The 13,930-nt window shown below is 67.4% G+C and carries 15 protein-coding genes; 7 read left to right on the top strand and 8 right to left on the bottom strand.

Features of this window, described 5'->3' with window-relative positions; translation table 11 throughout:
• The first annotated feature begins 240 nt into the window (after window positions 1-240).
• The 4 genes from HWX03_RS18700 to HWX03_RS18685 all read left to right on the top strand — a co-directional run bounded on the left by HWX03_RS18700 (window position 241) and on the right by HWX03_RS18685 (window position 3,403).
• A complete protein-coding gene (locus HWX03_RS18700; RefSeq protein ID WP_175872192.1) occupies window positions 241-1,185 on the top strand; it encodes a metallophosphoesterase in 945 nt (314 codons plus the stop codon).
• A 19-nt stretch (window positions 1,186-1,204) separates the two neighbouring features.
• On the top strand, window positions 1,205-1,546 hold the full coding sequence (locus HWX03_RS18695; protein WP_174431025.1) for a cupredoxin family copper-binding protein: 342 nt from the start codon (window positions 1,205-1,207) through the stop codon (window positions 1,544-1,546).
• A 92-nt stretch (window positions 1,547-1,638) separates the two neighbouring features.
• Window positions 1,639-2,100, top strand: coding sequence for a cupin domain-containing protein (locus HWX03_RS18690; RefSeq protein WP_175872191.1), 462 nt, complete (start codon window positions 1,639-1,641; stop codon window positions 2,098-2,100).
• Between the two features lie 163 nt (window positions 2,101-2,263).
• A complete protein-coding gene (locus HWX03_RS18685) occupies window positions 2,264-3,403 on the top strand; it encodes a patatin-like phospholipase family protein (protein WP_175872190.1) in 1,140 nt (379 codons plus the stop codon).
• Between the two features lie 40 nt (window positions 3,404-3,443).
• On the opposite strand, the gene HWX03_RS18680 is transcribed toward HWX03_RS18685, so the two are convergent.
• The 3 genes from HWX03_RS18680 to HWX03_RS18670 all read right to left on the bottom strand — a co-directional run bounded on the left by HWX03_RS18680 (window position 3,444) and on the right by HWX03_RS18670 (window position 5,806).
• Window positions 3,444-3,755 (bottom strand): 3-phosphoglycerate dehydrogenase, encoded by a 312-nt coding sequence (locus HWX03_RS18680; protein ID WP_175872189.1) that lies wholly within the window; start codon window positions 3,753-3,755, stop codon window positions 3,444-3,446.
• Between the two features lie 59 nt (window positions 3,756-3,814).
• Window positions 3,815-5,011, bottom strand: a complete 1,197-nt coding sequence (locus tag HWX03_RS18675; RefSeq protein WP_175872188.1) for an alpha/beta fold hydrolase — start codon at window positions 5,009-5,011, stop codon at window positions 3,815-3,817.
• A gap of 150 nt (window positions 5,012-5,161) precedes the next feature.
• A complete protein-coding gene (locus HWX03_RS18670) occupies window positions 5,162-5,806 on the bottom strand; it encodes an HAD-IA family hydrolase (protein WP_175872187.1) in 645 nt (214 codons plus the stop codon).
• 248 nt (window positions 5,807-6,054) lie between these two features.
• Between HWX03_RS18670 and HWX03_RS18665 the strand changes: the two genes are divergently transcribed.
• Window positions 6,055-6,363: a helix-turn-helix transcriptional regulator gene (locus tag HWX03_RS18665; RefSeq protein ID WP_006496873.1), complete on the top strand. Its 309-nt coding sequence runs from the start codon at window positions 6,055-6,057 to the stop codon at window positions 6,361-6,363.
• A gap of 80 nt (window positions 6,364-6,443) precedes the next feature.
• Window positions 6,444-7,505, top strand: coding sequence for an alkene reductase (locus HWX03_RS18660; protein ID WP_175872186.1), 1,062 nt, complete (start codon window positions 6,444-6,446; stop codon window positions 7,503-7,505).
• 66 nt (window positions 7,506-7,571) lie between these two features.
• On the opposite strand, the gene HWX03_RS18655 is transcribed toward HWX03_RS18660, so the two are convergent.
• The 3 genes from HWX03_RS18655 to HWX03_RS18645 are packed head-to-tail and all read right to left on the bottom strand — an operon-like array spanning window position 7,572 to window position 11,286.
• The gene (locus tag HWX03_RS18655; protein WP_175872185.1) at window positions 7,572-8,852 is read right to left on the bottom strand and encodes an MFS transporter; all 1,281 of its coding nucleotides are present in this window, start codon (window positions 8,850-8,852) and stop codon (window positions 7,572-7,574) included.
• 13 nt (window positions 8,853-8,865) lie between these two features.
• Window positions 8,866-10,038 (bottom strand): porin, encoded by a 1,173-nt coding sequence (locus tag HWX03_RS18650; RefSeq protein ID WP_175872184.1) that lies wholly within the window; start codon window positions 10,036-10,038, stop codon window positions 8,866-8,868.
• Between the two features lie 60 nt (window positions 10,039-10,098).
• Window positions 10,099-11,286 carry a M20 aminoacylase family protein gene (locus HWX03_RS18645; protein ID WP_175872183.1) on the bottom strand — a complete coding sequence of 396 codons (1,188 nt, stop codon included), beginning with the start codon at window positions 11,284-11,286 and terminating at the stop codon, window positions 10,099-10,101.
• Between the two features lie 118 nt (window positions 11,287-11,404).
• On the opposite strand from HWX03_RS18645, the gene HWX03_RS18640 reads away from it, so the two are divergent.
• The gene (locus HWX03_RS18640; RefSeq protein ID WP_175872182.1) at window positions 11,405-12,319 is read left to right on the top strand and encodes a LysR family transcriptional regulator; all 915 of its coding nucleotides are present in this window, start codon (window positions 11,405-11,407) and stop codon (window positions 12,317-12,319) included.
• A 28-nt stretch (window positions 12,320-12,347) separates the two neighbouring features.
• Here the strand turns inward: HWX03_RS18640 and HWX03_RS18635 are convergent, their stop codons facing one another.
• Window positions 12,348-12,875 carry a GNAT family N-acetyltransferase gene (locus HWX03_RS18635; RefSeq protein ID WP_175872181.1) on the bottom strand — a complete coding sequence of 176 codons (528 nt, stop codon included), beginning with the start codon at window positions 12,873-12,875 and terminating at the stop codon, window positions 12,348-12,350.
• Window positions 12,876-13,006: 131 nt separating this feature from the next.
• Entirely contained in the window at window positions 13,007-13,927 is a 921-nt protein-coding gene (locus HWX03_RS18630) for a phosphatidylinositol-specific phospholipase C (RefSeq protein ID WP_175872180.1), read from the bottom strand.
• Between the last annotated feature and the right edge of the window lie 3 nt (window positions 13,928-13,930).

The following is a 13,930-nucleotide window of genomic DNA, read 5'->3' as shown; positions in this document are numbered from 1 at the left end:
AGGTGATTCGGAGTGGGAGGCTATCGGGCGGTCGTGACGCAAATGTGACGTGTCACTTACAGGACATTGACAGGTCATCCGGAGCGAGTCGCGCATCGCCGCGCCGGCCGCCGACACGGATGTTCGATCTCGCAACGGTCGGGAATAAATCCGCCGCTTCGCCGGTATCGCATGCGAAGGCGCCGGCTTATTCCAGGACGATCCGGCCGTCCGGTTTCGTCACACGAATGCGAGGCTTACATGTCTTCATCGACCCCCACCCGCCCGTCGCGCCGCAAGGCCCTGCAATGCATGGCCTTCGGTGGGCTCGGCACGCTGTTCACGCTGTCGGGCGGCATCCTCACGCCGTTCGACCTCGCGCTCGCGCAGACCGGCGACGCGCGCCCGGCCGACGCGGGCCGGCCGCTGTTCGTGCAGATCAGCGATACGCACATCGGCTTCAACAAGGACGCGAATCCCGACGTGTCGGCCACGCTGAAGCAGACGATCGACCTCGTCAACGGGATACCCGCGCTGCCCGCGCTGACGATCCATACCGGCGACATCACGCACCTCTCGAAGCCCGAGGAATTCGACCACGCGTCGCAGTTGCTGTCCGCGCTGCGCGTGCCGGAACTGCATACGGTGCCCGGCGAACACGACGTCACCGACGGTTCGGGCGCCGAATATTTCGGCCGGTTCGGCAAGGCGTCGGACAACCGCGGCTATTACAGCTTCGACCATGCGGGCGTGCACTTCATCGGCCTCGTCAACGTGATGCACTTCAAGCCGAACGGGCTCGGCAGCTTCGGCGACGACCAGCTCGCGTGGCTAGCACAGGACCTCAAAGGCCGCTCGTCGAGCACGCCGATCGTCGTGTTCTCGCACATGCCGATGTGGACCATCTACGAACCGTGGGGCTGGGGCACCGGCGACGCGCCGCAGACGATGGCGCTGCTGCGCCGCTTCGGCTCGGTCACCGTGCTGAACGGGCACATCCACCAGATCGTGTCGAAGGTCGAAGGCAACGTGACGTTCCATACCGCCCGCTCGACCGCGTTCCCGCAGCCGACGGCCGGCAACGGCCCGGGCCCCGTGCCGCTCACGGTGCCGCACGACCGGCTGCCGTCGATGCTCGGCGTGACGACCGTCGAGTTCGCCGGCCACCCGGTCGCGTCGTCGCTGCACGATGCGACGCTCGCCTGATCAATATAAGGAGACCGACATGATCCGCTTCAAGCCATCTCGAATCGTCGCGGCGCTGATCCTGTGCGGCGCGGCCGCCGGCACGCCGCCCGCCGCATTCGCGCAGGGCCCGAACGGCCCGCTCGTGACGATCCGCAATTTCATGTTTTCGCCGATGGCCACCACGATCAAGGCCGGCACGACGATCACGTGGAAGAACCTCGACGCGGAGCCGCACACCATCGTCAACGACGCCGGCATCTTTCGTTCGAAGGCGCTCGACCAGGACGAGACGTACGCGTTCCGCTTCGACAAGCCGGGCGTCTACAAGGTGTTCTGCGGGATTCATCCGTACATGAAGGAGACGATCACCGTCGAATGACGCGGGCCGCCACGAAACGCGCGAGCGAACGACGGGCGGCGGCCGCCTACAATGACCGTCGTCCCATTCGCCCGCGAGGCACGGAGCCGGTCATGCCCAAAATCGATCTCGACGCCGTGCCCGAACGCCGCGGCAGCGGCTACCCGCGGCCGTTCGACGCGCCATGCGCGCAGCGCATCCGCCAGCGTCTCGGCGATGCCGGCGGCCTGCGCGATTTCGGCGTCAACCTGATGCGCGTACCGCCGGGCGGCTGGTCGGCGCAGCGCCACTGGCATTCCGACGAGGACGAATTCGTCTACGTGCTCGAAGGCGAACTCCTGATGATCGAGGACGGCGGCGAAACCGTGCTGCGCGCGGGCGACTGCGCGGCATTTCCAAAAAATTCGGGTAACGGCCATCATCTGGTCAACCGGTCGGATGCGGTCGCCATCTATCTCGAGGTCGGTTCACGCTCGCCGGACGACGTGATCACCTGCCCCGACATCGACATGATGAGTCCGAGCCGCGACGGCCGGTTCCTGCACAAGAACGGCACGCCTTACCCGGACGCGTGACGTCCGTCGCCGGGCCGGCCCGCCGCACCAAAGGGCCGGAAGCGGCCGGCGCAGCAAGAAGCGCAAGCCGCCATGGCGCAGCGGGCCGCCCCGCGCTGCCGATCGCCTACACTGAATCGAACTGTTCGGTTCCGATCCACCGTCACACGCAGCGAGGCAAGCCATGACCGCGAGCCAGCCGGCACGAATGGACCTCCCCGGGCAAGTCGTGCTCGTGCTCCAGGGCGGCGGCGCACTGGGCGCGTTCCAGCTTGGTGTATTCCAGGCGATGGACGAAGCCGGGATCCGGCCCGACTGGGTGGTCGGCACGTCGATCGGCGCGATCAACGCGGCGCTGATCGCGGGGAATCCGCCGGAACGGCGCTACGACAAGCTGTCGGCATTCTGGCATCGCGTGACCGAGCGGACCCGCTTCGACGTCCCGCCGCTGCTGCCCGGCTGGGACCGGGCACTGGCCGAGCTGATGATCATCGGCGGCGGCATCGCGGGATTCTTCCAGCCCAATCCTGCGTCGTGGCTCGGGCCGATGGTGCGGCTCGGCGTCGATCGCGCGTCGTACTACCGGATCGCGCCGCTGCGCGACACGCTGGCGTCGCTGATCGATCCCGACCTGCTGAACGCCGGCCATCCGCGCCTGACCGTCAGCGCGGTCAATGCCTGCACGGGGACGATGCGCTATTTCGATTCGCGCGATACGCGGCTCGGAGTCGAACACATCATGAGCTCGGGCGCGCTGCCGCCCGCGTTCCCGGCGATACGGATCGACGGCGCGCCGTACTGGGACGGCGGCGTGTATTCGAATACGCCGGTCGAGGTCGTGCTCGACGACAACCCGCGCCGCAGCTCGATCATCTTCTCGGTGCAGATGTGGAATCCGGCCGGCCCGGAGCCCGAGAGCATCTGGCAGGTGTCGGAACGACAAAAGGACATCCAGTACGCGAGCCGCACCGACAGCCACATCGCGCGCCAGCAGCAGATTCACCGGTTGCGTCACGTGATCCGCGAACTGGTCCGGCACGTGCCGGAAGCCGACCGCGCATCGCCTGTCGTGCGCCAGCTCGCCGCGTGGGGATGCGAGACCACGATGCACCTGATCAAGCTCGCCGCGCCGCGGCTCGACGGCGACAATCAGTGGAAGGACATCGATTTCACGCCGGCCGGCATCGCGGCCCGCCGGCAGGCTGGCTACGACGCGGCGAAACGGGCCATCGCCGCCCGGCCGTGGGACCTGCCGATGGACCCGACGGAAGGCTTGACGGTGTTCGATCCGGACGCCCCGCCGGTCGCGGAAAAAACGGCATGACGCGCGGGAGACACCGTCGCGCGCCGACTGCCCTGCACGGTCAGGCGCGCGCGGCCCGGATATGCGCGCGGCCGGCTTCGCTCACTTCGACCTCGGCCGCGCCGCCCGGCGCATGATGGCGGACCAGGTAGCCGCGTGCGCAGGCCTCCTCCCACACCGGCAGGCGCGGGCACGACGTGCGCCACGCGTCGATCACCTCATCGTACGGCCGCGCGCCGGGCCCGATCCATTCGAGCAGGTCGAGAATCAACGGCTCGATCGATGCCGCTTCGCGCTCGGGTACGTCCGGGTGGACGACGTGGATCGGCTGCCCATCCGGCTTGCGAGAGTCGTCGAGGATCGGGATGTTCATGGGGACGCTCCTGGGAACGCTGTCATCCTGAACCACGAAGGCCGCGGGGGGAAATGAATTTATCTTGCCGATTCCTGCATTTTTCTGATCGATCGATTTTCGTCGGGCGCACGCAAGTCCGCCGCGGTGCCGGCCACCACCGGACACGACTGCGGCAATACCTGCCCGAACAGCACGGCCAGCCCGCAAGCAGACGTGAACATGCCGAGGCCGTCATGCCCGACGCCCGGCACTTCGACGACCTGCTGCGCGAGATCGTCCGGATGCCGCTTCTTCAGGTAATCGAAATAGGCCAGCCCGCGCGCGAGCCGGTACGGGCCCTGCGCCATCGCCGCACACGAACGGTCGATGAAATGCGTGGTCGGGTTCGTGTCGGCCTGTCCGAGCAGGTACACGACACGGCGCGCGACGTAGCGTGTTTCGAGTTCGCGCACGTCCTGCGACGCCACGTAAGGCGGCGCCGACTTCAGCCCGTATTTCCATTCCGTCGCGCGCGGGCAGGTGTCGCCCGCGATCGCGTCGGCATTCGGACGTTCGTCGTCGAAGTACAGGTAACTCGACGGGTTCGCGACCACATAGCGCACGGCGATGCCGGCCCGCGCGAGCGCGTCGCCTTCGCGCCCGGCTACGGCGTAACGCTGCAGCAACTGCGCGCCGGCGGAGTGGCCGATCAGGACGACCGTTGTCAGTGACGGGTACAGGCTGCGGTCGGCGAAATGCGCGAGCAGCGCGTCGAGCGCGGCAAACGAGCTGATCGGGCCCGGCTGGCGGGCCGGTTCGCCGCCCTTCCATCCTTCCTGGGTCCACGCGAGCGTCGCTGCGGGCAACGAGAGCGCGTGCGTATCGGCACGTGTCAGGAACTGCGGCGCGACGACCATCGTGCCGTTGCCTGCCGCGCCGGCCTTCTCGACGACCTTGCGCCCCGATGCGTAGTAAGCGTCGGCATTGCGCAGCGTGCCGTGAATCACGATGAATACGCGCGTGACGTCGGGCGCCGCTTGGTCGACCGGATGGTCGGCGTACACGGGCAGCATCGCGCTGCCCTGCGGCGTGTCGACGGCCAAACGCTGGTCGGCAACGGCCTTCACCGGCGCTTCGAGACGTTCGCGCTGGGTGGGCGTCGCGGCTTCGGCCCGGTGCGCGCCACCCAGGACGCCGATGGCCGCCGCGAGCGGAATCGCGAACGACAGGAATCGGGCGGCCGGCAACACGCGTGAGCGCCGGATGCTTGCAAAGGCAACGGAAATGACGGACATGGCGGCGGATCGAGTGGCGGATATCGCTTTAACGGCGATGGTCGCAGAATCCGTCGCGCGCCGCCGGCCCGTTGCGGAAACGGGTCAGCCGGCCGGTTGCGCACCGCGTTCGACGTCGGCACACGCTTCGCCCGATCGGCGCTGCATCTGCTACACGATGCCGGCCAGTTCGCCGATATGCGTCGGCACCGCGTGCTTGCCGGCGCGCGCCCACGCGTCGAACGACGTCATGCCGCTCACCGCGCCGACGAACGGCACGCCGGCACGCTCGGCCGCCTGCGCGTCCACCGCGTGGTCGCCGACGTAGACCGCCGCGGCGGCAGACAAACCCAGCCGCGCCAGCGCCTGCGCGAGCCCTTCCGGGTCCGGCTTGTGGCGCTGTACGTCTTCTCCGCCGATCAGCACGTCGACCAGCGATTGCAAGCCGTTGCGTTCGAGAATCGCCTCGATCCGGTAGCGAAACTTCGACGACACGATCGCGACGGCAAGCCCTTGCTCGCGCAACGCCGCAAGCAGCGGCGGCACTTCGGGATAGATGCGGGTACCGGGCACCATGATTTCGTCGGCGCGCGCGACGAAGTACCGCGCGAACGCATCGGCCCGCGCCGCCACGGTTTCGCCCGTCAACGAACGGAACATGTCCGGCAGCGGCAGCCCGATCACGGCGCCGATCTGTGCGGGCGTCGGGCCGGCGGCGCCGAGCTGATGTAGCGCGTACGCGGTGCACGCGATGATCGCGGCGGACGAATCCGCCAGCGTCAGGTCGAAATCGAATATGACGACCCGAACAGACATGAAAGGACTCCGTCAGCAAAGCGCGATGCCACGTATGTTACGCGGGTGGGGATATGGGATCGTCGACGAGATGACCTGAAACCGCGCGGCCGCGTTGACGGCGCTTTGCCCGGATTGATCCGCCCCCGCGATCGCCGCACGCTATCAACCCCATTGCCGACAGTGCTTTCAGACATATCGTCAAAATACGATATAAGATTCGCCCATCGACGATACCCGTTTGCCTGACCGAAACACCCACTCCTTCCATGCCGACCGAACTCGACATCGACGCGATCCTGAAAGCGCTCTCGAACCCCGTGCGCCGGGAGATCCTCGTCTGGCTGAAAACGCCCGGCGAGCATTTTCCGCAACAGACGCTGCCGTACGAACACGGCGTCTGCGCGGGCCAGATCGACGCGCGCTGCGGGCTGTCGCAGTCGACCGTCTCCGCGCACCTCGCCACGTTGCAGCGCGCGGGGCTCGTGACGTCGACGCGGATCGGGCAGTGGGCGTTCTTCCAGCGCAACGAGGCCGTCATCGACGCATTTCACGACGCCCTGCGCCGCGAACTCTAGCCAACGGCCGAACCGGCCATGCGGGACGCCATCGCACATAACGCGACGGCTTCCCCGCCTTTCGTGAAGAGGTTATCTCCATGCCCACGCTGTTCGATCCCGTTACCCTCGGCGACCTGACCCTACCGAACCGCATCGTGATGGCGCCGCTCACCCGCTCCCGTGCGGGCGCGGCGCGCGTGCCGAATGCGCTGATGGCGCGCTACTACGCCGAGCGCGCGTCGGCCGGCCTGATCATTACCGAAGCGACGTCGGTCACGCCGCAAGGCGTCGGCTATGCCGACACGCCGGGCATCTGGTCCGACGAGCAGGTCGAAGGCTGGAAGCAGATCACGCAGGCCGTGCACGCGGCCGGCGGGCGCATCGTGCTGCAACTCTGGCACGTCGGCCGGATCTCCGATCCGATGTTCCTGAACGGCGACCTGCCGGTCGCGCCGAGCGCGATCGCCGCGGGCGGCAACGTGAGCCTGGTGCGTCCGCCGCGTCCGTTCGTGACGCCGCGCGCACTCGAACTCGACGAAATTCCGGGCATCGTCGCCGCGTACCGCAAGGGGGCCGAGAACGCGAAGGCGGCGGGCTTCGACGGCGTGGAGATCCACGGCGCGAACGGCTACCTGCTCGACCAGTTCCTGCAGGACAGCACCAATCGCCGCACCGATGCGTACGGCGGCCCGATCGAGAATCGCGCGCGCCTGCTGCTCGAAGTGGTCGACGCGGCGATCGACGTGTGGGGCGCCGGCCGGGTCGGCGTGCACCTCGCACCGCGCAGCGACGCGCATACGATGGGCGATTCCGATCCGGCGGCCACGTTCGGCTATGTCGCGCGCGAACTCGGCCGCCGCAAGATCGCGTTCATCTTCACGCGCGAATCGTATTCGGGCGACCAGTTGAGCCCGCGCCTGAAGGAAGCGTTCGGCGGCCCGCTGATCGCGAACGAGCAGTTCACGCTCGATACCGCGCAGGCCGCGCTCGCGAGCGGCAGCGCCGACGCGATCGCGTGGGGCAAGCTGTTCATCGCGAACCCGGACCTGCCGCGCCGCCTCGAAATCGATGCGCCGCTCAACAAGCCGGTGCCGGAGACGTTCTACGCGGAAGGCGAAACGGGCTACACCGACTACCCGGCGCTGAGCGACGCGGCCTGACGGTAGACGACACACGCGGCGCACAGCCCGTGCGCCGCGCCCTTCCCGTCGCCTGGACACGCCGTGTCAGCGTGCCGTTTCCTCGCGAAACAACGCCAGGCCGACGAGCGTCGCCACCCCGCCGCCGAGCACGTACCAGGCCGGCGCATAGAAGCTGCCCGTCGCACGCCACAGCGCGCTGACGATCAACTGCGCGAAACCGCCGAAGATCGTCACGCCCAGCGCATAGATCATCCCGAGCGACGTCGCACGGACTTCGGGTCGCAAGGCTTCGAGAATCATCACGAAGCCCGCGGGGCTCGACAGCGTCATCAGACCGATCAGCACGATCACGACCGCCAGCACGGTGAAGACCGACGGCCATGTGCGCATCGCATGAAACGCCGGCAGCACGAGTGCCGTCGAGATCGCGCACACCGTTCGCAGCATCGGCTTGCGGCGGCGCAGGCGGTCCGCGAACCGGCCTGCGAACGGTGAGCCGACCAGCATCACCCCGCCCGCCGTGCAGCCGGACAGCAACGAGACGGAAGCGGGCATGCCGAGTGTCAGCGTCAGGAACGACGGCAGGAAGAACACGATCGTATACATCGTCGACGTGCCGCCGATCACCAGCAACGTGCCGGCCGCGACCTGCCGCCACGGAATGCGGCGGCTGACACGCGGAGCGTTCGCTGCCTCATGCGGCAGCGTGTCGTCGAGATGGCGTCTCAGATAAAACCCGACCGGCCCGATCAGCAGGCCGAGCACGAACGGCACACGCCAGCCCCAGCCTTGCAGCGCATCGGGCGGCAGCCAGCGCGACAGCGTCAACGCGACGAGCGCGCCGGCGAGCGCCGCGCCGCCCTGGCTGGCCATCTGCCAACTGACCAGTTCGCCGCTCCGACGGGCGCCGCCCGACTCCATCAGCAACGTCGTTGCGGCCCCGACCTCGCCACCTGCCGAAAAACCCTGCAGCAGCCGGCCGATCACGATCAGCAGCGGCGCCGCGATGCCGATCTGCGCGTAGGTCGGCGCGAATCCGATGATGCCGGTACCGAGCGCCATCAGCGCGACGGTCAGCACCAGCGCGGGCTTGCGCCCGACACGATCCGCATACGCGCCGATCGCGACGCTGCCGAGCGGCCGCGCAACGAAACCGACGCCGAATGTCGCAAGCGACAGCATCAACGCACCCGCATCGCTGGACGCCGGAAAGAACAGCCGGCCGATCAGCACCGCGAAGAAGCTGTAAACGGTGAAGTCGAAGAATTCGAGTCCGTTGCCGAGCGCAGCCGCGGCGACGGTCCGCCGCATCGCGCGTCGCGCGTCGATTGTCTGCGCGGCAGCCGCGCGATTCAGGGTGCTCATCGGAAGCCCTCGTTCAGAAGTTGTGATACATCCCGAGCGACACCGTCACGGGCGTCGTGCCGGTGCGCGGCGTCGTACCGCCGGGCTCGGTCGGCAACGGATTGCCGTTCAGCAGCACGGTCGACATGCCGTAGTTTCGGATGAACCCTCCCCGCGCGTAGAGGCCGGTACGTTTCGACAACAGGTAGTCGTAGCCGAGCATGACGCCAAGCGCCGAATCCTTCGCCGGCCGGCCGGCGGCATCGCGCACGCCCGACGTATCGCGATAGACGACGGACGCGCGAACCGCATTCACGCCGAACGGCACGATCGTGCCAAGGGTGTACACGCGTGCGATCCCGTCGCCGGCAAGTTTCGGCGCATATTGATTGAACGACGCGGACAGCACGAGCCGCCCCGTGTCGTACACGGCGCCGAGCCCGTACAGGTCGTTGCGTACCGTGCTCGCGCCGTTGACGCCCCACACCTGGTTGTAGCTCGCCGCCAGATAGGTCGTGCCGTTGTACCACTGCAGCAGCGCGCCCTGCGCGGACGCGGCCGGTGCGCGCCCCGCGACATTGCTGGGCGCGTACATCAGCATCAGCGTCGTGGTGCCGGCCACGATCGGCGTGCGATAGGTCATCGCGTTGTCGACGCGTGCCGGCAGTTGCGTCGCGCCCGGTCCGAGGTCGCTGTTGTAGCCGACGCCGCGCGCCGTCTGCACGGCGGCCGCGCCGAGCCACGTGTAAACCGAATTGGTACCCACGGAGCCGAACACGTCGATGAACAGCGGCAGCCCCGTGCCGATCTGCTTGCCGACTCGCAACCGGCCGTAGCGGTCGGACATGAGGCCGATCCACGACTGCCGGTTGAAGAACGACTGCGTATCCTGCTGCGCGCCGTTGTTCGCGAGAAAACCGCTTTCGAGATTGAATTCGGCGCGCCACCCGCCTCCGAGATTCTCGCGCCCGAAGAAGCCGAATTTCGACGTCCACTCGCCGCCGCTCTGGGTCTGCCACATCGACCGTCCACCCACCGTCTGGTAGTTGATCCCCATGTCGACCGAGCCGTACAGCGCCACGCCCTCCTTCAACCCGCCATTGAACTCCGGCACCGCCGCGAGGAGTACGTCCTGATACGGCGCCGCGCAGGCACTGCCGGTGCCCAGCGCCAGACACGCCGCGCCCCATGTCAGTCTCTTCTTCATTCGTTTTCCTTATTTTTCATCGGGAAAATTCCGAATTTCCGCGACGGGCCGACGCTCTCGTCAGACCGCGGCCAGGAAGCGTTCCGCGACGCCGACGAAATAGGCGGCGCCCCAGCCGAGCGCCTCGTCATTGAAGTCGTAGCCCGGGTTGTGAACCGAGCAGCCGCCGTGCGAATCGATACCGTTGCCGAGCATCACGTAGCAACCCGGCACGCGTTCCGTCATCCATGAAAAATCCTCGCTGCCCATCACACCGTCGGCAAGCAGCGTGAACGCACCGGCGCCGGCGAGCGCCGTGATCGTCTCGACCGCGAGATCCGCGGCGGCGGCGTCGTTGACGACCACGCGCGAGATAGCCTGATAATCGACCTGCGCAACGGTCCCGTAGGCCTGCGCCTGCGCGTCGGCGATCCGGCGAATCCGCGCCTCGACCTCGTCGCGCGTGGCCGCATCGAGCGAGCGGACCGACAGTTGCAGCGTCGCGGTCTCCGGAATCACGTTCGGGGCCGTGCCGGCATGGAACGTACCGACGGTCACCACGGCCGCCTTGGCCGGATCGATGTTGCGGGCGACGATCGATTGCAGCGCGGTCACGATGTTCGCCGCCGCAACGATTGGATCGCTCGCGTGCTGCGGCATCGCGCCGTGCCCGCCCTTGCCCGTCACGGTAATCGTCACCGAATCGGACGACGCCATCATCGCTCCGTAGCGCAACGCGAAATGACCGACCGGTACGCCAGGCGCGTTATGCAGCGCATAGACGCGCTCGCAGGGAAAGCGCTCGAACAGGCCCTCCTCGATCATTCGCCTCGCGCCGCCAAGTCCTTCCTCCGCAGGCTGAAAGATCACGTTCAGCGTGCCGTCGAAGCGCCCCTGTCCGGCCAGATAGTGAGCAGCCGCAAGCAGGATTGCCGTATGGCCGTCATGACCGCATGCGTGCATCGTCCCGGCGACCGTGCTCGCATGGGGTAGGCCCGTTTCTTCCCGGATCGGCAGCGCGTCCATGTCGGCGCGCAAGCCGAGCGTGCGCGACGACGTACCGCGCCGCAACCGGCCGACCACGCCGGTGCCGCCGATGCCGGTCGTCACGTCGTAGCCCCATTCGGCCAATTGCGCGGCGACGAGCCGCGCGGTGCGGGTTTCGGCAAAACCGAGCTCCGGGTGGGCATGGATGTCGCGTCGGATCGCGACAAAGCGGGGGGCGGTTTCACGGATCGCCGCGAGCGTCCGGGCAAGGTCCTGCGTCATGTCTGGCTCCATTGGATCGGCTGCATCGCAACCGCTGCGGCCAAGTATGGAGAGACCCATCGGGTCAAAAAACACATCAATTTTGATACGGATAAGATTTGGTTATATCCTCCGCATCATGAAAAACCATCAATTGCGCGCGCTGGTCGCAGTGGCCACGGCGGGCAGCATCAAGGCTGCCGCGAAAACGATGCACGTCAGCCAGCCGGCCGTCAGCAAGGCGATTCAGGAACTGGAAAGCGAATTCGGCGTGGTGCTTCTCGAACGCAAGCCATGGGGTGTCGTGCCGACGCCGGAAGGCGACGTATTGCTCGGCCGCGCGCATGCAGTCGTGCGGGAACTCGAGCGTGCGCGCGACGACATGGCGCATCTGAAAGGGCTGCGTGAAGGCAGGCTGGTGCTCGGCTTCACGCCGATCGTCGCGATAACGGGGTTCGCGCACGCCTATGCCGAATTTCGACGCCACTGGCCGCATGTCGAGTGCGAACTGCGCGAACTATCGTTCAGTCAGTTGACCGAACAGTTGCACAGCCGGACCCTCGATCTCGCGTTCGCGGCCATCACCGGTACGGTCGCCGAGTCCGCCGACGTGAAGACGATCCGCGCCTTCGACACGGCATTCGTCACCCGCGAGAACGGGCGTTTCGCCGGCGCGACATCGCTGGACGCGCTACGCGATGCCGAGTGGATCCACACCGATGCGAGCGACAATTTTCCGACGCACATTCGCGATCTCCATGCGCACGCGGGCCTGCCGGCGCCGCGCTGCATCACGCGCTGCACGTCGTATGCGCTGTTCTACAGCCTGCTTCTCACGACGGATGCCATCTTCTCGTGGACCCGGCACTCGCTGTCGGAAACCGTGTTCGGCCAGGCGCTCACGCCGCTCCCGCTGCCGCTGTCGCCGCCACCTCTGCAGTTCTATCGGCTCACGCCGCCCGGCCTGCAGTTAACGCGCCCCGCAACGGATTTTCTCGCGTACATCGACGCTGCGTTCGCGTCGCGTTCGTTCGGGAGCGGCACGCGGGGCTGACTACGCCGGAATCGGTCCGCATCGTGCATCAGGCCACCACGGCGCGCCGCATGAACACGCGCTGCGTTTCGTCGAGACCGAGCGCGATGTGGTGCGCGCGGATCGCGTGCAGCGCGTCGTCGAGCGCTGCGTCGTCGATGATCCGGAAACCGAGGCGCGCGTAGTACGGCGCGTTCCACGGCGCGTCGCGGAACGTCGACAGCACCACCTGCTCGACGTGCTCCCGCGCCGCGCGCGCCATCACTTGCTCGATCAGCCGCGCGCCGATCCGCTGTCCGGCATGCGACGGCGCGACGTCCAGTTCCTCCAGATACAGCCGCTGCGCATCGAGCAGCCGGTAGAACGCGAATCCGACGCACGTGCCGTGCGGATCGACCGCGACATACGCGCGACCGTCGTCGATCCGCACGCGCACGGCGGCCGCATCGGTCGGCTCGCCGTCGGCGATGTCGGCCATGCCGATCGCGCGAAACCGCTGCGCGGCGGCGACTTCCACGGCGGCCATCGCGGCCGCGTCTTCCCGCGTGGCGGGGCGAATCAGGATCGATGCAGGCATGACGGCAATTCAGGCAGGCAGTCTGGAACGGCCGTCACTATAAGCGAAACTTCAGACGTATCGTTTCGAACGATTTCGAATGCCCGATCCACGCGGTCCGGACGCGGTAGTCCGCGGCGACTCTCCGCCCACTAACAGCGAAACGCCTTGCGCCAGACGCCCTGCTCCGGCGTGTGATCGTTGCATTCGATCAGCGCGCGCACCAGCGCCCAGTCGTCGTCATCGCAGAAATCGAGCAGCACCGCGCCGTACGGGCCGCGCTGCTCGCGCAAGCGCTCGGCCAGTCGCGCATGAATGCCCTGCACCCGGCCATCGCCGTGTGCGACTACCGACGGATTCGCCCCCATCCCCGTGCCACTGCAGAAACTGAGCGCCCAGCGGCCGCTGTCCGGCAACGGCAGATGCGTCAGCAGCGCGTCGATCGCGCGCCACTTCCATGCGATCGACGCGGCCACCGGTACGCGATATTCGTCCTGGATCACGAACGCGCCGTCCGGATGGTCGATCGTAAACGTCGCGTTGTCGGGCCACGCGGTCAGGTCGATGCCGAGCGGCCGGCCACTGCGAAAGCGCCGCAGCAGCACGACCGCGCCGCGCACGTCGCCGAGCGTCGGCAGCGTGCCGCCGGCATGCCAGCGCAGCCGCGGATGACGCGCGCGATGCGCGTCGAACGTCGCATCGAAACTGCGCGTGCACGCATGCGCCGGCCACTCGTCCTTCACCGACATCACGATGCATTCGTGCGGATGCGCGTCGAGAAAGCGCGTACAGGTGGCCAGCACGTCGTCGAACGTCATGCCGAGCGCGATGCCGCCGTGATGGATGTCGAACGCATCGCGCACGTGCCGGCAGCGGATGTCGAGCAGCCGCACGCCATGCGCGAGCTGCGCATCGAGCGGCGCACGCTGCGTGCGCACCAGCCGATCGTCGACCGTATACGCACAGGTGTCATGGCTGCCCGGTAGGATCAGCGTATGCAGCGGCCGCGCGTCGTCGAGCGCCGACATCCAGTCGGCAGGCGGCATGCACGTATCGTGGCTCGAAGGAATCATGAA

This window comes from Burkholderia sp. BCC0397 (assembly GCF_902832865.1).
Lineage (GTDB): Bacteria > Pseudomonadota > Gammaproteobacteria > Burkholderiales > Burkholderiaceae > Burkholderia.
This window is presented reverse-complemented; position numbering and strand designations above follow the sequence as displayed.